The sequence below is a fragment of the Gracilimonas qinghaiensis genome, from assembly GCF_046602855.1.
Classification (GTDB): Bacteria; Bacteroidota; Rhodothermia; order Balneolales; family Balneolaceae; genus Gracilimonas.
Genome location: NZ_JBKINJ010000001.1, coordinates 1,038,439 through 1,059,314 on the forward strand (window position 1 = coordinate 1,038,439; position 20,876 = coordinate 1,059,314).

Sequence of the window (20,876 nt, forward strand, 5' to 3'; positions counted from 1 at the left end):
AGTTATTAGCTTTTATATAAATTCCTATTAAATTTTTCAGGTATAATGAATAAAAAAGTAACAATTTATGAGGTTGCAAAAAAAGCAGAGGTTGCTATATCTACTGTTTCGAGGGTCCTGAATGGATCAGAAAATGTTTCTGACGCCACAAAAATCAAAGTGGATAAAGCGATCAAAGAATTAAATTTCAGGCCTCAGGTCAGTGCAAGAAAACTCGCGAGCAAGCAGCCTCAAATGCTCGCTATAGCCGTCCCATCCTTCACCACTCCTTACTTCAATGAAGTTTTAAAGGGTGTCAAAGATGAGATCAAAAAAATGGACCTCGATATTATCCTTTATAATACAGGCTCTAAAAATCCTGAAGAAGGTGTTCAAAACTTTTTTGACCGTGGAACAGCAGATGCCGTAATACTTTTGTCTATTGATGTAAGTGATGATGTACATGAGCGACTTCAGGCTACCCAAACACCTGCCGTGCTCGTGAATTCCTCACACCCCTCTTACGATTATTTCATGCTTAATGATTATCAGGGTGGTTACATGGCTGGTGAACATCTCGTTAAACAGGGATTTGAGCGAATTGGGATGATACAGAGTATTGTTACATCAAATACCTCTAAAGAAAGACTAAGAGGATTTAAAGATGCTCTCAAAAACTATATAATGACCATTGATGAAAATCTTTTCAAAAGTGGTGATACTACTAAGCATGGTGGTTTTACAGAGGAAGCAGGGTTTGAAGCTATTTACAAATTTGATAAGCAAGGGGATTTCCCTGATGCTATTTTTTGCTCTAATGACACACAGGCCGTAGGCGCTTTGTATGCCCTGTCAAAATTGGGTAAGAAGGTGCCTGACGATATCGCTATCATGGGCTATGACAATATTAAATTGACCAAGTATCTGGACCTGACTACCGTAGATCAAAAGATGTATACGATCGGTGTTCAGGCGACTAAACGTCTGGCTGATATTATTAAAAAACCTGACGGTGAGTTGTATCAGACAACGATCAATCCTGTGTTAATTCAAAGAGGTTCAACCGAAAATAAAAACAAGAAGTGAATTTAGATTTTCCAACTCAAGAAGCATTAACTCATTGTATTACTGACACTAACGTCCCAGGATTTCCTAAGCCGTATAAAGGAAAAGTCAGAGACGTTTATGTATTAGATTCCGACAAACTTGGTATTGTCGTTACCGATCGCATCTCGGCCTTCGATCATATTATGAAAGAGGCTATCCCGTTCAAGGGACAGATCCTTAACCAACTTGCAGCTTTTTCATTTGATAAGGTGAAGGATATTATAGCAACACATATCATCGATGTACCCCACCCTAACGTCACCATAGCCAAAAAATGTGATACCATCCCGATTGAAGTGGTTATGCGCGGTTACCTGACAGGACATGCCTGGAGAGTTTATAAGTCCGGTAAACGACAAATATGTGGAGTTGATCTTCCTGAAGGACTTAAAGAACACGATAAGCTTCCTAATCCTATACTTACTCCGGCCACAAAAGCTCAGGAGGGTCACGATGAGGATATATCTGAAAAAGAGATCCTAAGCAAAAAGATAGTATCTCCAGACCTATGGAATGACATCAAGGAAAAGGCCTTCATGTTATTTGAAAGGGGATCTCAGATAGCTGCCAAACAAGGGTTGATACTGGTTGATACCAAATATGAATTTGGATTGTATAACGGCCAACTTACCTTGATCGATGAGGTTCATACCACCGATTCATCCCGATACTTTTATCTGAAAGGATACGAAGAACGTCAGGCCAAAGGCGATGAACAGAAACAACTCTCCAAAGAATTTTTACGCGAGTGGCTTATGGATAATCAATTTCAGGGATTGGAGGGACAAGATTTACCGGATCTCCCTGATGATTTCAGAATAAAGGTCTTTGAACGTTATGCCGAATTGTTTGAGATGCTAACCGGGAGCACCTTTAAACCCCAATTGGAATCTAACCTGAACGATAAATTAGTATCAATTTTCAAAGATGCTCAAGGCCAATCTAAAACATAAATTCGACCTGTTTGATGAATACTGGACACCTAAGATTGTCGCAGAATTTAACGATCAGTACGTAAAAATTGCCAAGCTTAAAGGGCAATTCATCTGGCATGATCATGAAAATGAAGACGAGTTATTTTATATCGTTAAAGGCTCATTGCTGCTGAAATTCAGGGAAAGAAAGGATATTCAGTTAAATGAGGCCGACATGTACGTGGTACCTGCAGGCGTTGATCATCTTCCTGTGGCAGAAGAAGAATGTTGGGTGATGCTTATAGAACCGAAGTCCACTCTACACACCGGTTCAACCAAAAATGAAAATTCAGTAGCTATAGAAGATCAGAAATGGATCTAAGGTATTATGAGCGAGCATATTAACTTTAAAAGCATCAGGCCCCGAATTTACGTTGAGACATCACTATCTCCTGAAGAAGTGAATCAACGCATTCGCAAACAACTTAGGGATGATTGCTGCTTATGCAGCGGAGAATCAACCACGGGATATGCTACTATTTTTCCCCAGGAAGAGGATCAACATTTCTGGTCGCCACAACTTACAATAACACTTGATGCTGAGGATCAGGAAAAAACTCGGGTTCGCGGCTTATATGGGCCAAAACCATCTGTTTGGACCATGTTTGTTTTCTTCTATGCAGCAATAGGTTTCGCCGTTATGATCATTTCGATGATCGGACTATCCTATTGGTCGCTAGGTAAACCGGCGACTGTACTATGGCTTGTTCCGGTACTGATACTCGTTTTTCTTAGCCTCTATTTGGTAGCCTATTTTGGGCAGAGACTTGGCCACAAGCAAATGACTAATATACATCGCTTCCTGGAGCGCTGCCTTGACGAAGAAGTTGAGCATTTCTGATCAAAATAACTCTTTAGCTACTTCATAAACGGAAGCTGATTTACCCATTGAATAATAATGCAGACTGGGAACACCAAATTCCATCAGTTCTTTTGACTGAGTAATAGCCCATTCAATGCCCACTTTTCGTACCTGCTCGCTATTATCACACTTTTCCAGCTCACGGGTGAGTTCCATCGGTAGGTCAACATGAAATAATTGCGGAAGTATTGTTAATTGTTTGATTGATGTAAATGGCTTCAGTCCGGGAACAATAGGAAGTGTGATCCCGTTTTCTCTACATTGTTTCACGAAATCAAAATAACATTGATTGTCAAAGAACATCTGAGTGACTATATAATGGGCGCCTTTTTCCTGTTTTAGCTTCAGATACTTCAGATCGGTTTGCATATTGGGTGCTGCAAAATGTTTTTCTGGGTATCCTGCCACACCGATACAAAAATCAGAAGGTTTGGCATTTTCAAGTTCTTCATCCAGGTACACACCATTGTTCAACTCGACCACTTGCTCTATCAACTCAGAGGCGTAAGCATGGCCATCCGGTTCAGGAATAAACTCTCTTTCCGGTTTACGTGTATCACCCTGAATAAGCAATACGTTGTCGATCCCCAAAAAATTAAGGTCAATAAGTGCATTTTCAGTATCCTCCTTAGTGAATCCCCCACAGATAATATGAGGTACGGCGTCTACTTTATAGTGATTTTGGATAGCTGCACAAATACCAACCGTCCCGGGGCGTTTACGCACGGTCTTTCTCTCCAAAAGTCCATTTTCTCGTTTTTTGTATACATATTCTTCCCTGTGATAAGTCACATCCACGAACGGTGGGTTAAACTCCATCAGCGGATCCATATGATCAAATAATGAACGAATATTTTGCCCTTTAAGTGGTGGAAGCACTTCAAATGAGAATAATGTATTGCCGTCAGCTTTATTTATATGCTCAGTAACTTTCATTTTAACCTGATTAATAATCTATGATTGGAGAAAGCCACTTTTCAACTTCCTCTTTGGATACAGATTTACGTTTAGCGTAGTCGGTAACCTGGTCTTCACCAATATTGCCAACCCTGAAATAGCGCGATTGAGGATGAGACAAGTAAAATCCACTTACTGAAGAAGCCGGATACATGGCAAAAGATTCAGTCAGCTCGATCTGAACCTCATCTTCCACATTCAGAAGATCAAAAAGGATTCGCTTTTCGGTATGATCCGGACAGGCAGGATATCCGGGTGCGGGACGGATTCCGGAGTATTTTTCAGCGATCAGATCTTCATTGGTGAATGCTTCCTCATCAGAATAGCCCCAAAACTCTTTCCTTACTCTTTCATGCAAACGTTCGGCAAACGCTTCCGCAAGTCGGTCAGCTACAGCTTTAACAAGAATGATGTTGTAATCATCGTGCTTAGATTCAAATTCTTTGATCAAGGATTCGATCCCGATTCCGGCAGTCACTGCAAAAAAGCCCATGTAGTCCTTGATCCCGGTTTCTGCTGGAGCTATATAATCCGCCAATGATGAGTTAGGCTGACCTTTTCTCTTTTTATTTTGTTGTCTTAAAAAGTGGAAACACTCATGATTTTTATCAGTTTTCTCATCTTCATATAAGATCACATCATCACCGTAAGACACTGCCGGATAAAAGCCAACAACTCCCTTGGCTTTTAACAGGTCATTCTCAATAATTCTGTCGATAAGCCTCTGAGCATGATCATAAAGTGCTGTAGCCTGCTCTCCTACCTCACTGTCTTCAAGAATATCGGGATACTTTCCGGTGAGCATCCAAGTACGAAAGAAAGGCGACCAGTCTATGTATTTCCTCAATTCTGATATAGGATAATCATTGAATACTTTTTTGCCTAAAAATGATGGCTTTACAGGTTCATAGCCCTCCCAATCAATGCTGACCTTATTGGCACGGGCTTCATCAAAAGAAATAAGCTTCTTTGTTGCCTGTCGGCCTTCATGTTGCTCCCGTAAATCTGCATACTCCTTCTTGAATAGTTGTTTTACATCATCTCTTTTCTTTGGATTGATGACATCACCTGCCATGGTTACAGCTCGTGATGCATCCAGCACATGGATAATACTGCCATCATACTCCGGATCGATCTTAACCGCAGTATGAAGCCTGGATGTGGTTGCACCGCCTATCAACAGTGGTAAGTCCATGTTTCTTTTCTTCATTTCGCGGGCTACATATATCATTTCATCAAGCGAAGGCGTGATCAATCCACTCAGTCCGATCGCATCCACATTGTACTTTTGCGCTTCATCCAGGATCTTATCAGCAGGAACCATTACACCAAGATCAACCACATTATAGTTGTTACAGGCCAAGACCACGCTTACAATATTCTTTCCTATATCGTGGACATCACCTTTTACGGTAGCTAATAGAATCTTAGGCTGTTCACTGGTATCTTTGTTATCCGCTTTCTCCTGCTCAAGGTACGGTGTCAGGTAAGCCACAGCCTGCTTCATAACCCGTGCACTTTTAACTACCTGTGGGAGGAACATTTTACCCGAACCGAAAAGATCGCCGACCACATTCATCCCATCCATCAGAGGACCTTCTATAACCTGCAGCGGGCTTCCGTAATTTTGCCGGGCCTCCTCTGCATCCTCCTCCACAAACTCATTGATCCCCTTGACAAGAGAATGTTTAATGCGCTCTTCCACTGCCTTATTACGCCACTCAAGGTCTGTTCTCTCCTTGCTTGCAGTACTTTCACCCTTGTAATCCTCTGCGAGTTCGAGCAGCCGTTCAGTAGCATCCTCTCTTCTATCGAACAGGACATCCTCCACCCGTTTAAGCAATTCAGTGGGAATATCATCGTATACCTCAAGCTGAGTTGGATTTACAATTCCCATATCCATACCATGTTCAATAGCATGATATAAAAATGCGGAGTGAATAGCCTCCCGAACGCGATTATTACCACGAAAGGAGAACGATACATTACTGACGCCACCTATTACATGAGCACCTGGGAGACTTTCCCGGATCCACTTTGCAGAGTTAAAGAAATCTACAGCATTTCGACGGTGCTCTTCCATGCCGGTTGCTACCGGAAATATATTTGGATCCAATATTATATCTGAAGGATAAAATCCTGCTTCATTGGTAAGTAAGTTATAAGCACGCCCACATATTTCTTTACGGCGTTCAAGTGAATCAGCCTGACCATCTTCATCAAAAGCCATGCAGATCACGGCTGCTCCAAAGCGGCGTATGATCTTGGCTCGTCGCAGAAATTCATCTTCTCCGTCTTTCAGGCTAATTGAATTAACCACGCCTTTGCCCTGAAGACATTTAAGCCCGGCAAGGATCACTTCCCACTTTGAGGAGTCGATCATGATCGGGATCTTGGCGATATCAGGATCAGATGCGATCAGGTTCAGGAAGTGCGTCATTTCTTTGGCACTGTCCAGCATGCCCTCATCCATATTCACATCAAGGATCTGGGCCCCACCCTGTACCTGATCTAAAGCAACTTTGAGTGCTTTATCATATTCTTGTTCTTTTATGTAATTTAGGAAAGTTCTTGAGCCCGTGACATTTGTACGCTCTCCTACATTTACAAAATTCGAGTCTTCCGTAATGATCAGCGGTTCTAACCCGCTAAGTGTAAGTGGTAATGTTTTCATATCAGTTCAATCCTGCCGGAATTTTTCTCGGTTCATACCGAGCTGCAAGATCTGCCATTTTTTTAATGTGATTCGGAGTAGTCCCACAACATCCACCCAAAATGTTTACGATTCCTTCATCAAGATACTTTTTGACCTGTCTAGTCATTTCATCAGGTCCCTGATCATATTCACCAAATTCATTTGGGAGTCCGGCATTGGGATAGGCACTGATGTAAAATGGTGACCGGTTGGATAGTTCTTTTAAATACGGAAACAGCTGTTCTGCACCTAGTGCACAGTTAAATCCAACACTTAATATTGGCGCGTGTGACACCGAGATCAAAAAAGCTTCAACGGTTTGGCCCGATAATGTTCGGCCGGATGCGTCTGTGATAGTTCCAGATACCATTATAGGAATTTGTTTTCCTGTTTCATCATAGAGTTCCTGAATGGCATAGAGTGCAGCTTTGGCATTAAGGGTATCGAATATTGTTTCCACCAGCAAAACATCCGAGCCACCGTCCATAAGTCCCCTTGCCTGTTCTTTATACGCTGCCGCCAGTTCATCAAAGGTGGTTGCGCGGAAAGCTGGATCCGTAACTTCTGGAGATATGGAAGCCGTTTTATTGGTTGGCCCCATTGAACCTATCACAAATCTAGGTTTATCCGGATTCTGTTTAGTGAATTTTTCAGTGGCCGTTTTGGCAATCTCTGCAGATCGTTTGTTCAATTCATACACAACTGATTCCAACCCATAATCTGCCTGGGCAACTGAGGTGCCACTAAAGGTATTAGTTTCCACAAGATCAGCTCCTGCTTCCAGATATTCCTCATGAATAGCCTGAATAATATCAGGTCTTGTTAGGCTTAGCAGGTCATTATTTCCCTGCAGATCGTCAGGATGATCTATAAATCGTTCACCACGAAAATCTTCTTCTTTTAGCTTATAGCGCTGAATCATGGTGCCCATGGCTCCATCAAGAATCAGTACTCTTTTTTGTAATGCTTCTTCTATTTTCACTCTTTTCTATTCAGATTAGCTTATACAGAAAGAGTCGGTGAGTGATCAGCTCGCTTATCTTCCACTGCACCTATTTTGTGTGAAGTGTGGGATTTGGCACCTGTCAGGTACATAAAGTATGTACTTAATGGTTGCCAAGACGTCAACGGGCCCAATCCCTCAGTCTTTCTTTATAAGCATTCAATAAATTTAAACTGAATATAAAGCTTGTAACCACGCAGAGCAAGATGTTATAAAGACTATTATGTTCGTTCTTCCTTTTGGGGAAATGAACACAGATGAATTTTATTAAGCGAACGATAGCAGAATTTGAATCAGGTTACTTAAAAAGCAGAGCATTAATAGGTTGATCAGATGTCTTTTATGATAAAATAGATCGGCAGATTAATTTAAAACTACCTTTAAATAAAATTAGGTTCAGTTACTAATCAAATGAAGAAAGATTAAGCCTATTTTTATGAAGCCAAAGTATATGAATCTATTTTCGACACAAAAGTACAAAAAACTGTTATATGATCAGGTTTTAACCACTGTCAAATTTATGGTTTGTGACTGGATTTTAAAATAGCATGCCAAAGCATTATAGAAAATTGAAAAGAGCGCTATAACTCAGTCACCATCCCAGGAGGTCCCCGACCCATTTGCATTGATGTTCTTCGTTAAAATAGCATAGATAAAATTTCAGTCGACATATAAGAGGTAAGCACCTAATTCAACGTTTGTGTAGTATTTGAATATCAGATCGATAGAAACCCTGGTAGTTTAGGAAGCGCATCGTGGCTGGTACTGTCGTCAAACTCATCTATTCAAATGATTAACAACGTCAAATCTTCTGAAATTGTATTCTATGCAACATAAGTGATCGATCAGAATCAAGTTATGATTACTTTATTCATAACGAGATAAAATAAATAATAAATTATCTTTTATATTTGGTTTATGGCATTCATGCTTTCACAATTTTTCCAATCTCTGTCATCCTGATTATTAATGAAGAATACGTACTATGAGCTGATAGATCAGACCTATGATTTTCCTCAAAATGGGTTCGATCTAAAAAATGGGACTCTACATTTCAATGGTGTTGATCTTCACAGACTAATAAAAAAATACGACACGCCCTTCAAGGTCTCTTATCTTCCAAGAATAAGAGAAAAGATCGCACAGTCGAGGCACTGGTTCAACAAGGCTATAGAAGAGAATAATTATTCCGGAAAATATGAGTTTTGTTATTGCACTAAATGCTGCCACTTCAATCACGTGATTCGCACCGCATTGAAAGAAAATGTTTCCCTTGAAACCTCCTCTTCATTTGATATCGATCTTATTGAGAATTTACATAACAAAGGTGTATTTGGGGCCGATAAAACAATTGTACACAATGGATACAAAACAGATGATTATATCAAGAAGATCGGCCGATTGATAAATAAAGGATTTAAGAATTCCATTACCGTTCTGGATAATGCCAGAGAACTTGATAAATTATCAGAATTAGAAACCGATCAACCTATAAAGATCGGGTTGCGTATTTCCATTGAAGAAGACCCACAAGCCTCATATTACACTTCAAGACTTGGTATCAATAAGCGCGAGATCATTGATTTCATAAAAGAGAAAGTTCTTGTGAACGATAATGTGGAGTTGGTAATGGTACACTTTTTCGTTGATTCCGGCATCAACGACAGTATGTATTATTGGAATGAATTCAAGAAAGCATTGAATCAATTTACCAAGATCAAACAACTGGTCCCTACAGTAAATGCATTGAACATAGGTGGTGGATTTCCTATTCAAAACAGCCTTAGCTTCGATTTTGATTATGCATATATCACAGGTGAGATCGTACGAAACATTCAGGAAGCCTGTCAGGATGCAAAGGTTGAGGAACCTGATATTTATACGGAATTTGGTAAATATACGGTTGGGGAAAGCGGGGCTGTGATCTTTCAGGTTCTTGAGCAAAAACAACAAAATGATACAGAATTGTGGTACCTGGTGGATAACAGCCTGATGAACACCATTCCTGATGCCTGGTCCATCAACGAAAAGTTTATCCTCTTGCCCCTTAATAAATGGGAAAAACATTATAAGCGCGTTAACATTGGCGGGATCAGTTGTGATCATTCGGATTATTATAACTCCGAAGAGCTGAATCAACAAGTTCTTTTACCGGCTTATTCAAACGATGAAGATGAACCACTCTACATCGGCTTTTTCCACACGGGAGCTTATCAGGATTCCATCAGCGGTTACGGAGGTATCAAACACTGCTTGATTCCCTCCCCAAAACACATTGTGGTAGACAAAGACGAAAATGGAAATTTATTTGATTACATCTACCGTGATGAACAAACGGTTGATAATATGCTTAATATTCTAGGATATAATGACTAAAAAAACTCCCATATACGCCGGTATTGATGGTAAACATAACGAATTTGATAATGCCTCCGTCCTGCTCCAATCAATCCCTTATGATGGTACAAGTACCTGGGGAAAAGGTGCAGATGAAGGCTTTGAAGCATTTCTGGATGCATCAGAAAACATGGAGATCTATGATATAGAAACAGATAGTGAAGCCTATAAAAAGGGGGTTCATATTCTTGAACCACTTTTGGAAGATTCATCCCCTAAAGCTGTCTTTGAAGAGGTTTATAATCAAACAAGAGAACTCTTAAAAACAGAAAAATTCCTGACCTTTTTTGGTGGTGAACATTCAGTCAGTATTGGCATTATAAAAGCTTTTTATGAGGCCCACCCAGACCTTACCGTTCTTCAGCTGGATGCTCACGCTGACCTACGGCCTGAGTTCCACGGCTCACCTTACAATCATGCATGTGCTGTTCATGACGCCTCTCAAAACGCAAATTTGATACAGGTCGGCATTAGAAGTATGGATTCTGTTGAACTTCCCTACCTCGACCGGAACAGATGCTACTTTGCAGAGAATATGTATGGACAGACTGATTGGATGGACGATTCCGTTAGTAAGATGACGGACAAGGTCTATATTACTCTTGATCTTGATGTCTTTGATCCTTCCATAATGCCGGCTACGGGAACACCCGAACCCGGAGGAATACTATGGAATCCCATGATCAGTTATTTGAAAAAGGTATTCAACCAAAAAGAAGTTGTCGGTTTTGATATTGTTGAACTCGCCCCAATTGATAACTTCACTGCACCTCAGTTTCTTACTGCTAAATTATACTATAAAATGCTAAGCTATAAATTTGCGAATTCATGAGTAAAAAAGGACCTGTTTCTGATTTCATCACCCACCATTACAGACATTTTAATGCGGCTTCACTTGTAGATGCCGCAATGGCTTACGAGGATCAGTTAAATTCTGATGCAATGATGATGATCACACTTGCCGGAGCTATGAGTACGGCTGAACTTGGCTTGTCACTGGCAGAGATGATTCGTCAGGATAAGGTTCATATTATCACTTGTACAGGGGCAAATTTAGAGGAAGATGTATTTAACTTAGTAGCTCATGATTACTATAAACGGATTCCAAATTATCGGGATCTAAGCCCGGAAGATGAGCAGGATCTACTAAACCATCATTTTAATCGGGTGACTGATACTTGCATACCTGAAGAAGAAGCCATGCGCCGTATTGAAACACACTTAGTGGAACGCTGGGTTAAAGCTTCTGAAAGAGATGAACGATACTTTCCTCATGAATATTTTTACGACCTCCTGTTAAGCGGTGATCTTGAAGATGACTATCAGATAGACCCAAAAAATTCGTGGTTGTTGGCTGCTGCAGAAAAAAATATACCTGTAATAGTACCCGGTTGGGAAGACTCTACCTGTGGCAATTTCTTTGCCTCACACTGTATCGTAGGCAGAACCCATCCATCAGCAACCAAATCAGGTATTGAGTATATGATGATGCTCTCTGACTGGTACAAAAAAAATGCCGGCAACGGTGTCGGTTTCTTTCAGATCGGCGGAGGTATTGCCGGTGACTTTCCTATATGCGTGGTTCCGATGATGGAGCAGGATCTTGGTTTAACAGATACCCCCCTGTGGTCGTACTTTTGTCAGATCAGTGATTCTACAACAAGTTACGGATCATACTCAGGTGCGGTACCCAATGAAAAGATCACTTGGGGAAAACTTGGAATAGATACACCAAAGTTTATAATTGAATCTGATGCTACTATTGTGGCTCCGCTGATTTTTGCTTACCTATTGGGCTGGTGAAACTTAATACAAATCAGAAGTAAGCGTGGCTATTACAGAAAAAGACCTCACTAAAGAACAAGCTCTTCACATCTATAAAAGTTTGTTGCTTCCCCGCAGGATTGAAGAGCGGATGCTTAAGCTGCTCCGACAGAATAAAATCAGTAAATGGTTTTCAGGGATTGGTCAGGAAGCCGTTAGTGTAGGAGTTACGCTTTCAGCCAAAGAAGATGATTATATTTTACCGATGCACCGCAATCTCGGTGTCTTTACAACCCGTCAAGTTCCGCTTTATACCTTATTTAGTCAGTTGTTTGGTAAAGCTAACGGATTCACCAAAGGTCGTGACCGATCATTTCATTTCGGCAGTTTGGACCATAAGATCGTGGGAATGATCTCTCACCTAGCTGCCATGATGCCGGTAGCAGACGGACTGGCCTTGGCAAAAAAATTAAAAGGTGAGGACGCCGTCGCTTTTTCATTTTGCGGGGATGGAGCCACTAGTGAAGGGGATTTCCACGAAGCACTTAATCTTGCTGCCGTATGGAAACTGCCAGTTGTTTTTATTATTGAAAATAATGGCTATGGGTTATCTACCCCTACTTCAGAACAATTTGCGTGTGAGCATCTCTCAGACAGAGCTAAGGGTTATGGCATGCACGGTTTCAATATAGATGGCAATAATATCTTTGAAGTAATGGAAACCATCGACAAAGCCCGAAGACTTGCCCTTAATGGCGAGCCGGTTTTGATCGAAGCAAAGACATTCAGAATGCGTGGGCATGAAGAAGCCTCCGGCACACATTATGTTCCTGATGTTCTATTCGAAAACTGGGCTGACAGAGATCCTATTCTGAGATTAGAGAAGTATATGGAGTCTCAGGGTATAGCTTCAAAAGATGACTTTACGAGGATCACAAAAGAAATTGATAAATCCTTTAAGGAGGATATGGAAAAGGCTTTAGTTGCTGATGACCCTGTGTTTAATCAGGCAACAGAACTTGACGCCGTATATGCTGATGAACCCGAATACCACCCTGAAAATAAAGATGGGGTTACAGCTGAACACCGTTTTGTGGATGCCATTCAAATATCATTAAGACAAGCTTTTGAAGAAGATGAGCGGCTCCTGATCATGGGCCAGGATGTGGCTGAATACGGCGGGGTTTTCAAGATAACTGAAGGATTTCTGGAGCAGTTTGGAAAAGAGAGAGTCCGCAACACACCGATAATTGAATCAGGCGCATTGGGAGCAGCTATGGGGCTGGCTCTTGAAGGATTTAAGCCCATAGTTGAGATGCAATTTGCTGACTTTATTTCCTGCGGCTTCAATCAGATAGTCAATAACATAGCAAAATCTCATTACAGGTGGGCTCCACCATTAAATATCACCATCAGAGCTCCACACGGCGGCGGCGTTGGTGCTGGACCTTTCCACTCTCAATCTGTTGAGGGTTGGTTCATGCAAATTCCCGGCCTTAAGGTTGTTGTACCCGGTACGGTCGAAGATGCCCAGAATCTGTTGTACAGTTCTCTGTTTGATCCTAATCCCGTACTGTTCTTTGAGCATAAGAAGTTATATCGGAGTTTAAAGGCTAAGATCTCTGACAAAGCAACCTACGAACCACTTGGTAAGGCTAAGATCCGAAGAGATGGAACCGATGCGAGTATTATTACCTATGGAATGGGTATTCACTGGGCTGAAACAATGGCTGAAACGTATAATAAGAATGACATAAGCATAGAGATCCTGGATCTGAGGACCTTGCTTCCGCTTGATAAAGAAGCCATCAAACAAACAGTTAAAAAAACAGGGAAAGTATTGCTTTTACAGGAACCTTCACTTACTCTCGGTCCATTGAGTGAAATTTCGGCCATTATATCGGAAGAATGCTTTGAATGGCTTGATGCCCCCGTCCTGCGATGTGCTTCACTTGATATGCCAATTCCCCACGACAAAGGACTAGAGCATGGATTTATGGCTGATTCACAGTTAGAATCAATGATGGCCAAATTACTCGATTATTGAGGAATACTTTTTAACAGTCTTTCTAAAAATCCATCCATAGCTTTAACCTCGCGAAATTGATTAAGGAGCTTTTTACCTTCTTTAGCTGATAAGGCAAGTTCTCGAAGATCATCATCGTGAACAAGCACTTCTTCAAAAGTAGATCGCTCAACCGATTCAAGATTATCATCTACATAATCAGTAATATAATCCTCAATTACTGGATGGTACTCATTGTCTAAATAATTTTTCATAAAGGGAGTTTGCTAAGTTTTCCTTTACACCCTTTAAGTCACAGTGATTTATTTTGTTCCCAGTTGAACATAATCCTGGATGAGTGCTTGAATTTGAGCCCTTCCGCGATTGATCCTGGATTTTACAGTTCCCATTGGAATGCCTGTAATCTCTGATATCTCTTCATAAGAAAGCTGTTGGAGATCCCTCAAAATAATAACCTCTCGGAAATCTTCGGGCAATTCCATTAGTGCCTTTTCAAGCTGTTCCATGCATAACTTTTCATGAAGGGCATCATCCTGAAGTATACCCGCATCTTCGATGTGTAATTCTCTGTCATCAGGATCAAATTCATCCTTATGGATCGATACCTTATACATCCGCTGCTTTTTTTTATACAGGCTCTTTGCAAGATTTAAAGCGATCGTATACATCCAGGTAGAAAATTTTGCAATGCGCTCGTACGAATGTTTGCTTTTATGTACTCTCAAAAAGGTCTCCTGAACCAAATCCTCACAATCCTGGTGGTTATGAGTATAACGATATAAAAAATTATGTAGGCGATCCTGAAACCGAATCACGAGTTCATTGAACGCAGCTTCTTTTCCATTCTGAAAATACTCCATTAGATCTTCATCGCTATACTGTTTTACAGATGCAAATTGAAATGCATTCATCGTTAAACTCCACTATTATTTTCCGATTAATAAATAATCGCGAATCGCCTTAACCGATGATTCGCTTAACCAAGAAGAATAAAATTGACGTGGAGTCTAGTGTACTGAATCCCTTTATAGAACGGTCTGCGTCTAAAAGAGCTTCGAATATCCGGGGCATTTCAGCATAACGAAAGTTTGAGGCATCATCCCAAAGTTTATTGAAGTACCAGCCACTGCCGATTCCCAACTCATTTTGGATCTGATTCTTAGCAATCCCCTTTTCAGAGAGTCGTAAAATTTGCCAGACATTTGTAAACACACTTGTAAAGAACCCCACGAGACGAATTAATTCTCCCGTGTCTGATTTAGTGTGTTGCAACATCTGTTCCGAAATATAGAGTGCCTGCTCCATATTACGGTCAATAATAGCCTCTTTGAGCTCTATGGCCGTAAATTCGCGGTACGAACCAATTATTTTTTTAACATCAGCTTCAGTGATCGTATCAGAAGTGTCTACAAAAGTGCACACTTTATCTATTTCAGTGGACAGTAACTGCAGATTATTACCGACAAATTGAGATAGTAATTGTGCAGCAGCAGGCTCAATATTTTTGGAGTGATGACTTCTGACCCAGTCAATGACCCAATCGGGGATCAGGTAATCTGCCATTCTTTCGAATTCAAAAAACCCACAGTGGTTACAGCTCTTTAATGTTTTTCCGATCTTTGTGTTACCGGCCGGTTTTTTTTCATCAAACAGAACAAGTAAAGTTGTCGGGTTCGGGTTCTTGAAATACTCAACGAAATCATTGATGTGTCCACTGGGTGAACCGTCTTCCTCCCCTCCCTTTTTAAGCTGCATGAAATTACGGATAATAAGAATCCGTTTTTCAGCCATCATAGGAAAGCTCCTGGCAATGGATAAAGCTTTTGCAGGTGTGATATCCTGTCCATAAAGAAGATCGTAATTAAAATCCTTTTGTTCGGGTGAGATAACTTTTGAAAATTGATCCAGCAACTGATCCAAGTAAAATTCCTCTTCCCCACAGAGAAAATACACCTGTTTAAGGTTAACGGAGTTTATCTCACCCAGTACCGACTGATAGATCTGATTGCTGTTCTGTTTGCGTGCCATGGATGGCAAAGATAAGGAATGTTAGTTTTAATGAAATGACTTATTCAATTGATTTAATTCGGAACAAAAACTGTTTTATAAAGTTTGCCCTTGTATGATGCTAAATAGAAAATCAACCAACGTAAATACTGAAGTGAGTAATCAAACCCCTGCCATTTCTTTTATAAACAAACCAACAAAAATCACAGGTGACATTAATTGTGATGAAGACCTGAGAATCGCCGGTACAATTGAAGGTGAGGTTCATTCAAAAATGAAATTTATCTTGAATGAGTCCGGTGTTATAAATGGCAAAGTTAACTCCCAGGAAGCTGAAATAGCCGGAAAAGTAAACGGTGATGTGCGTGTTAAAGATAAGCTGACCCTTAAGTCTACAGCCGTTGTAGAAGGCAAGATCTATACAAAAAAGATCTCAATTGAAGATGGAGCACAAATCAAAGGTTCACTGCATGTGGGTCCAAATGTGTCAGTCGAAGACACCAGCAGTTCAATGAAGACCTCTTCCAATACATCAGATTCCACTGAAAAGGAAAAATCTAATGATAAGAAATCCGGATCGGGCAAGATCTTCTCTAAGAAATAACCCGATACGGTTCAATTTCAAGGTTTAAGACGTCCCAATATTCCAGGGAATGGAATAAGTTTCTCTAACATGTGAAAGGCCGCATATCCAGGCAACAGTACGCTCAAGGCCCAATCCATAACCTGAATGTGGGACACTTCCATAACGTCTGAGATCCAGATACCACTCAAAAACTTCCTTATCCAATTCTTCCTCCGCTATACGCTCTTCAAGAACTTTAAGGTCGTCTTCTCGCTGAGAGCCTCCGATAATCTCACCATATCCCTCAGGTGCCAGTATATCCATACCAAGGGCCAGTTTATCAGTCTCATCCCGTTTCATGTAAAACGCTTTGATCTCAGCCGGCCAGTGTGTCACTATCAAAGGAACTTCGAACTGCATCATTAAAACGGTTTCATCACTCCCTCCAAAATCGTTATCCCACTCATAATTACAGGCCGACTCTTCACGGCTGATATTCATAAATTTAAGAAATGAAATCAATGGACGATAAATGTACTAACCCTAAAAATTATCTTTTATTATGTTTTTCGGATTCGTTGATCAAAAATCAAATAAAAACTCTAACGCCGTGGATACCAAAGCACCAGATTCACTTTTTACACAAATTGGCCAGGAAACTGAAATTGAGGCCAGTATTAAGACAAAAAAAACAATCCGAATTGGAGGTAAGGTTACCGGAAATGTTCAATCTGATGAAAAGATTATACTATCCTCTACCGGAGAACTTCATGGAGAATGTTCAGCTCCAATCATAGAAGTTTCCGGAAAAATTGCGGGTAAGATATTTGCTAAAAAAAGCTTAATCCTGAATGGTTCTTCATCTGTACAAGGGGAAATATATGCAAAGCAGTTTGTAGTCAACGAAGGCGCATATATTGACGGAAATATAACGTCGGGTGATAACGTCTTGGATGTTGATGAGAAAGTGGTTTACAATGATTCTTCAGTGCAAAAAAAGATGAAAGAAACTTCAAACAAACAAATACAAGATTCAGACAAGACATCCACTGTTACCTATAAAAGGTCCAAAAATTACGTTAAAGAAGTTACAGCTGAGCCTATTATATCAGGAGATGGAAACAGGGCTTCTTCCAACCGTGTTATTAGTAATATATTACTTGGAATTCCAGGTAATAACATCGAAAAAACATCAATCAAAGAAATTAAATTAGCTGCTGGTAATTTTATGGAAGCCCTGGGTTTTACATTCGAAATTTTTGATGAACCCACATATAACCCCTTTTATCAGCACCTCACGTATGTGATGGACCGAAATGATCAGAATGAGAAAAAAAACTTAACTGAAGTATTTTCTACCGGGAAAAAAGCATTAGAAGATGTTTTTTTGGATAGAAATAATGGCCATATGGGTGAAAAGATTTTAAAATCAGCTAAATCCCTTAAATCATCCCTGGAAAAGGTTGAAGAACTATCAGTCACTCTTGGCGGAATAATATTAGTAAAAACAACCAATGGGAATAGACCCATAATTTCGGCTGAACTTATATCACCAGAACTTCATAACGAACTGAAGAATAATCCCAAAATGGTTACACAACCCTCAGAAATTTATTTTTCTCTTTACAACTGATTCCGATATTTCACTAACTTTTGCCTTCTTTATTAAGGCTTAAGCCTGCCCATCATTCGAGGGAATGGAATAGTTTCTCTAACGTGTGAAAGGCCGCATATCCAGGCAACAGTACGCTCAAGGCCCAATCCATAACCTGAATGTGGGACACTTCCATAACGTCTGAGATCCAGATACCACTCAAAAACTTCCTTATCCAATTCTTCCTCCGCTATACGCTCTTCAAGAACTTTAAGGTCGTCTTCTCGCTGAGAGCCTCCGATAATCTCACCATATCCCTCAGGTGCCAGTATATCCATACCAAGGGCCAGTTTATCAGTCTCATCCCGTTTCATGTAAAACGCTTTGATCTCAGCCGGCCAGTGTGTCACTATCAAAGGAACATCGAACTGCATCATTAAAACGGTTTCATCACTCCCTCCAAAATCGTTACCCCACTCAAAATTACGGGCCGACTCTTTCCAACTTGGAATATTGCGTAGATCTTCATCGATCTGATCGACTCGCGTTTGAATTTCCTTTATTCGCTGGTCGATCTGAGCTTTTCTCCATTTTTTAGCAGAGCCTTGCTCTTTTTTGATCTCTTCTTCTTCCTTACCAAGGTCTAATTTTTCCTGACGACGAGATTCAGCCATTTCATCGAGCATATTTGCAGTTTCGTCACTGGTCAGAATATCAACAGCCTCAGTATAAGTCATTCGCTCAAAAGCTTTATCAGCAATTTTTTCCAATGAGTTGATATCCCTTTCAAGGGTTTCAAGTTCATCCTTACAATTCTCCAATACTCTGCTTACAATAGCCTTGATCATATCCTCAGCCAGATCCATATTCATTTCTAGGTCATAATAGGCCATTTCGGGTTCGATCATCCAGAATTCGGTCAGATGACGGCGCGTTTTAGATTTTTCTGCTCTGAAGGTTGGTCCAAACGTATAAATCAGACCATGTGCCATAGCCATCGCTTCCCCGTATAATTGACCGGTTTGAGCCAGATAAGCTTTTTCTTCAAAATAATCGGTTTCAAACAGAGTGGTACTGCCTTCAGCAGCATTCCCGGTAAAAATTGGCGAATCCATCTGTACGAAACCACGACCCTGAAAAAATGTATGGATCGCAAATATGATCTCATTTCGCACACGCATGGCTGCCCATTGACGCTGACTTCTTAACCACAGATGTCGGTTGTTTGCTAAAAACTCAACACCATGATCTTTTGGTGTAATAGGATAATCTTCAGCAACTTGATGAATTACAATATTTGACACATGTATTTCATGGCCACCAATACTTCTATCGTCAGCCTTAACAGTACCTGTTACTTCCAGTGAACTCTCCTGACGCAATGAAGTAGCTGCTTCCCATACATACTCTGACACATCATCTTTGGCTACTACACATTGGGTCAAACCCGAGCCATCTCTCATTTCAATGAATACTAAGCTTCCGCTGCTACGGTAGTTATATACCCATCCCTTTAGCGTTACTTCTTTATCGACGTGTTCTGAAAGATTTTTAATGTATATCATTTTTTAAGTTAGTATGGTATTTGTTGGTTTTAGGATCAATTTTTCAGATGCAAGGTTCAAGTTAGCATAGGGCAAGTCTTGAACCTTGAAACTAATTTTCAGGTAACAAAATAGCTTCCATAAAGTGCTCATCTACAAAGAAACTTTGCACAAAGTCCCTGATCTGTTCAGAAGTTACTGAATCTATGTTTTCAACCAGTTCATCTAAGGTAACAAACCTTCCAAAATAGAGTTCACTTTTTGCAAGACGAGTCATTCTGTTACTTGTACTTTCCTGAGATAGCAACAGTTTACCCTTTAATTGTGATTTTGCTTCTGCCAGTTCCTTTTCAGGAATAGGTTCGTTCTGCATGATCTTAAGTTCCTTAAGTATTAACTCCCGAACGTGATCAACATAATCTTTATCGGTTCCTACATAAATCCCCCACAACCCGGTATCAGTGTAAGACTGATTGAATGTCTGAATGGAATAGCAGTATCCATATTTTTCCCTTACGTTTTGGTGTAAACGAGAACTCATCCCTCCACCTAGAACAGTGTTAGCAAGCAAAAGCAGGTACTTGTCATCATCATCATAGTTCAAACCACGGCGGCCGTAGATATAATGAGTTTGCTCGATCGGTTTGGTAAGTTTTAGATCTTCTTTTTGGAATGCGGGAAGTGGTTGCTCTTTTTCTTCCCGGTTTTCTTTTTCTAGTTTGTCAAAGTAGCTGGAAACCAGATCTACAACTTTGTCATGATCCACATTACCGGCTACAGATATAAGAAGATTACCCGCATAATATCGCTCCTTCATATAATCATAAAGATCCTGACGGCTAAATGCTGATACCGAATCTTCAAAGCCAAGAACAGGCCTTCCAAGTTCATGTCCCTCAAATATTTTGCTGTTAAATGCCTCAAAAAGGAAATCATCAGGAGAATCGCGATACATTTTCATTTCTTCAATAACCACCTTTTTCTCTTTCTCTACCTCATCTTCAGGGAAAGACGGGTGTAATACCATATCAGATAAAACATCAAGTGCCTTATCCAACTGCGTATTCACACATCGTGAATAGTAGCAGGTATATTCTGATGAAGTAAATGCATTCAGGTAACCTCCTACAGATTCCATACTCAGTGCAATATCATAAGAAGACCGGCTATCGGTTCCTTTGAACAGCATATGCTCAAGAAAATGGGTGATACCAGCTTTTGATTCCGTTTCGTGTCGGCCCCCTGTCTTAACCCATATTCCAACTGTTACACTTTTTACGCTGTCGATATGCTCAGTTACGATCCTGAGTCCATTTTTCAGCGTGCTCTTATTTACAAAATCAATTTCTTGTGTGTTTTTCATCTTTATGAATAATCTTTAAATAAAAAAGCTCCGCTCATT

General features: G+C 40.4%; 18 protein-coding genes, 1 pseudogene and 1 riboswitch. Of the genes and pseudogenes, 10 read left to right on the forward strand and 9 right to left on the reverse strand.

Annotated elements, in window-relative coordinates:
- The first annotated feature begins 45 nt into the window (after positions 1-45).
- From ACKGJO_RS04640 to ACKGJO_RS04655, 4 genes are read left to right on the forward strand one after another with little or no spacing between them, the layout of a single operon-like run.
- Complete coding sequence (locus tag ACKGJO_RS04640) at positions 46-1,065, forward strand: LacI family DNA-binding transcriptional regulator (protein WP_411322233.1); 1,020 nt, start codon at positions 46-48, stop codon at positions 1,063-1,065.
- Complete coding sequence (locus ACKGJO_RS04645; protein ID WP_411322234.1) at positions 1,062-2,039, forward strand: phosphoribosylaminoimidazolesuccinocarboxamide synthase; 978 nt, start codon at positions 1,062-1,064, stop codon at positions 2,037-2,039. Before ACKGJO_RS04640 ends, ACKGJO_RS04645 begins: the two co-directional genes overlap by 4 nt.
- Positions 2,014-2,382, forward strand: a complete 369-nt coding sequence (locus tag ACKGJO_RS04650) for a cupin domain-containing protein (protein WP_411322235.1) — start codon at positions 2,014-2,016, stop codon at positions 2,380-2,382. The genes ACKGJO_RS04645 and ACKGJO_RS04650 overlap by 26 nt, the downstream gene beginning before the upstream one ends.
- A gap of 6 nt (positions 2,383-2,388) precedes the next feature.
- The gene (locus ACKGJO_RS04655) at positions 2,389-2,901 is read left to right on the forward strand and encodes a hypothetical protein (protein WP_411322236.1); all 513 of its coding nucleotides are present in this window, start codon (positions 2,389-2,391) and stop codon (positions 2,899-2,901) included.
- Here ACKGJO_RS04655 and ACKGJO_RS04660 read toward each other — a convergent pair whose 3' ends face one another.
- The 3 genes from ACKGJO_RS04660 to ACKGJO_RS04670 are packed head-to-tail and all read right to left on the reverse strand — an operon-like array spanning position 2,902 to position 7,505.
- The gene (locus ACKGJO_RS04660) at positions 2,902-3,858 is read right to left on the reverse strand and encodes a methylenetetrahydrofolate reductase (RefSeq protein WP_411322237.1); all 957 of its coding nucleotides are present in this window, start codon (positions 3,856-3,858) and stop codon (positions 2,902-2,904) included. It lies immediately after the preceding gene.
- A 10-nt stretch (positions 3,859-3,868) separates the two neighbouring features.
- Positions 3,869-6,553 carry a methionine synthase gene (gene metH / locus ACKGJO_RS04665; RefSeq protein ID WP_411322238.1) on the reverse strand — a complete coding sequence of 895 codons (2,685 nt, stop codon included), beginning with the start codon at positions 6,551-6,553 and terminating at the stop codon, positions 3,869-3,871.
- 1 nt (position 6,554) lies between these two features.
- Complete coding sequence (locus ACKGJO_RS04670) at positions 6,555-7,505, reverse strand: homocysteine S-methyltransferase family protein (RefSeq protein WP_411323276.1); 951 nt, start codon at positions 7,503-7,505, stop codon at positions 6,555-6,557.
- 102 nt (positions 7,506-7,607) lie between these two features.
- Positions 7,608-7,735, reverse strand: a riboswitch (SAM riboswitch).
- A gap of 811 nt (positions 7,736-8,546) precedes the next feature.
- Between ACKGJO_RS04670 and ACKGJO_RS04675 the strand changes: the two genes are divergently transcribed.
- Genes ACKGJO_RS04675 through ACKGJO_RS04690 form a run of 4 tightly spaced genes read left to right on the forward strand, consistent with a single transcriptional unit; the run spans position 8,547 to position 13,785 of the window.
- The gene (locus ACKGJO_RS04675; RefSeq protein ID WP_411322239.1) at positions 8,547-9,953 is read left to right on the forward strand and encodes a type III PLP-dependent enzyme domain-containing protein; all 1,407 of its coding nucleotides are present in this window, start codon (positions 8,547-8,549) and stop codon (positions 9,951-9,953) included.
- Entirely contained in the window at positions 9,946-10,806 is an 861-nt protein-coding gene (speB, locus tag ACKGJO_RS04680; RefSeq protein ID WP_411322240.1) for an agmatinase, read from the forward strand. The genes ACKGJO_RS04675 and speB overlap by 8 nt, the downstream gene beginning before the upstream one ends.
- Positions 10,803-11,777 (forward strand): deoxyhypusine synthase family protein, encoded by a 975-nt coding sequence (locus ACKGJO_RS04685; RefSeq protein ID WP_411322241.1) that lies wholly within the window; start codon positions 10,803-10,805, stop codon positions 11,775-11,777. The genes speB and ACKGJO_RS04685 overlap by 4 nt, the downstream gene beginning before the upstream one ends.
- 25 nt (positions 11,778-11,802) lie before the next feature.
- Positions 11,803-13,785, forward strand: coding sequence for an alpha-ketoacid dehydrogenase subunit alpha/beta (locus ACKGJO_RS04690; protein WP_411322242.1), 1,983 nt, complete (start codon positions 11,803-11,805; stop codon positions 13,783-13,785).
- Here the strand turns inward: ACKGJO_RS04690 and ACKGJO_RS04695 are convergent.
- From ACKGJO_RS04695 to holA, 3 genes are read right to left on the reverse strand one after another with little or no spacing between them, the layout of a single operon-like run.
- On the reverse strand, positions 13,779-14,018 hold the full coding sequence (locus ACKGJO_RS04695) for a hypothetical protein (protein WP_411322243.1): 240 nt from the start codon (positions 14,016-14,018) through the stop codon (positions 13,779-13,781). The two genes, ACKGJO_RS04690 and ACKGJO_RS04695, sit on opposite strands and share 7 nt — an antisense overlap.
- Positions 14,019-14,066: 48 nt before the next feature.
- Positions 14,067-14,675 carry a sigma-70 family RNA polymerase sigma factor gene (locus ACKGJO_RS04700; RefSeq protein ID WP_411322244.1) on the reverse strand — a complete coding sequence of 203 codons (609 nt, stop codon included), beginning with the start codon at positions 14,673-14,675 and terminating at the stop codon, positions 14,067-14,069.
- A 49-nt stretch (positions 14,676-14,724) separates the two neighbouring features.
- Positions 14,725-15,792: a DNA polymerase III subunit delta gene (gene holA, locus ACKGJO_RS04705; protein ID WP_411322245.1), complete on the reverse strand. Its 1,068-nt coding sequence runs from the start codon at positions 15,790-15,792 to the stop codon at positions 14,725-14,727.
- A gap of 94 nt (positions 15,793-15,886) precedes the next feature.
- On the opposite strand from holA, the gene ACKGJO_RS04710 reads away from it, so the two are divergent.
- Positions 15,887-16,375: a bactofilin family protein gene (locus ACKGJO_RS04710; protein ID WP_411322246.1), complete on the forward strand. Its 489-nt coding sequence runs from the start codon at positions 15,887-15,889 to the stop codon at positions 16,373-16,375.
- A 17-nt stretch (positions 16,376-16,392) separates the two neighbouring features.
- Here the strand turns inward: ACKGJO_RS04710 and ACKGJO_RS04715 are convergent.
- Positions 16,393-16,822 (reverse strand): annotated as a pseudogene (locus ACKGJO_RS04715) (amino acid--tRNA ligase-related protein); the annotation flags it as partial.
- 76 nt (positions 16,823-16,898) lie between these two features.
- On the opposite strand from ACKGJO_RS04715, the gene ACKGJO_RS04720 reads away from it, so the two are divergent.
- Positions 16,899-17,969: a bactofilin family protein gene (locus ACKGJO_RS04720; RefSeq protein WP_411322247.1), complete on the forward strand. Its 1,071-nt coding sequence runs from the start codon at positions 16,899-16,901 to the stop codon at positions 17,967-17,969.
- Positions 17,970-18,001: 32 nt separating this feature from the next.
- Here the strand turns inward: ACKGJO_RS04720 and ACKGJO_RS04725 are convergent, their stop codons facing one another.
- On the reverse strand, positions 18,002-19,495 hold the full coding sequence (locus ACKGJO_RS04725) for an asparagine--tRNA ligase (protein ID WP_411322248.1): 1,494 nt from the start codon (positions 19,493-19,495) through the stop codon (positions 18,002-18,004).
- A gap of 91 nt (positions 19,496-19,586) precedes the next feature.
- Positions 19,587-20,837, reverse strand: coding sequence for a M16 family metallopeptidase (locus ACKGJO_RS04730; protein WP_411322249.1), 1,251 nt, complete (start codon positions 20,835-20,837; stop codon positions 19,587-19,589).
- Between the last annotated feature and the right edge of the window lie 39 nt (positions 20,838-20,876).

What these genes read in the sequence shown, in the direction of transcription:
- ACKGJO_RS04660 (WP_411322237.1), bottom strand. Translation starts at nt 3,858, where the DNA reads ATGAAAGTTACTGAGCATATAAATAAAGCTGACGGCAATACATTATTC.
- ACKGJO_RS04695 (WP_411322243.1), bottom strand. Translation starts at nt 14,018, where the DNA reads ATGAAAAATTATTTAGACAATGAGTACCATCCAGTAATTGAGGATTAT.
- ACKGJO_RS04650 (WP_411322235.1), top strand. Translation starts at nt 2,014, where the DNA reads ATGCTCAAGGCCAATCTAAAACATAAATTCGACCTGTTTGATGAATAC.
- holA (WP_411322245.1), bottom strand. Translation starts at nt 15,792, where the DNA reads ATGGCACGCAAACAGAACAGCAATCAGATCTATCAGTCGGTACTGGGT.
- ACKGJO_RS04725 (WP_411322248.1), bottom strand. Translation starts at nt 19,495, where the DNA reads ATGATATACATTAAAAATCTTTCAGAACACGTCGATAAAGAAGTAACG.
- speB (WP_411322240.1), top strand. Translation starts at nt 9,946, where the DNA reads ATGACTAAAAAAACTCCCATATACGCCGGTATTGATGGTAAACATAAC.
- metH (WP_411322238.1), bottom strand. Translation starts at nt 6,553, where the DNA reads ATGAAAACATTACCACTTACACTTAGCGGGTTAGAACCGCTGATCATT.
- ACKGJO_RS04675 (WP_411322239.1), top strand. Translation starts at nt 8,547, where the DNA reads ATGAAGAATACGTACTATGAGCTGATAGATCAGACCTATGATTTTCCT.
- ACKGJO_RS04700 (WP_411322244.1), bottom strand. Translation starts at nt 14,675, where the DNA reads ATGAATGCATTTCAATTTGCATCTGTAAAACAGTATAGCGATGAAGAT.
- ACKGJO_RS04655 (WP_411322236.1), top strand. Translation starts at nt 2,389, where the DNA reads ATGAGCGAGCATATTAACTTTAAAAGCATCAGGCCCCGAATTTACGTT.
- ACKGJO_RS04670 (WP_411323276.1), bottom strand. Translation starts at nt 7,505, where the DNA reads ATGGGCACCATGATTCAGCGCTATAAGCTAAAAGAAGAAGATTTTCGT.
- ACKGJO_RS04720 (WP_411322247.1), top strand. Translation starts at nt 16,899, where the DNA reads ATGTTTTTCGGATTCGTTGATCAAAAATCAAATAAAAACTCTAACGCC.
- ACKGJO_RS04685 (WP_411322241.1), top strand. Translation starts at nt 10,803, where the DNA reads ATGAGTAAAAAAGGACCTGTTTCTGATTTCATCACCCACCATTACAGA.
- ACKGJO_RS04640 (WP_411322233.1), top strand. Translation starts at nt 46, where the DNA reads ATGAATAAAAAAGTAACAATTTATGAGGTTGCAAAAAAAGCAGAGGTT.
- ACKGJO_RS04730 (WP_411322249.1), bottom strand. Translation starts at nt 20,837, where the DNA reads ATGAAAAACACACAAGAAATTGATTTTGTAAATAAGAGCACGCTGAAA.
- ACKGJO_RS04710 (WP_411322246.1), top strand. Translation starts at nt 15,887, where the DNA reads ATGATGCTAAATAGAAAATCAACCAACGTAAATACTGAAGTGAGTAAT.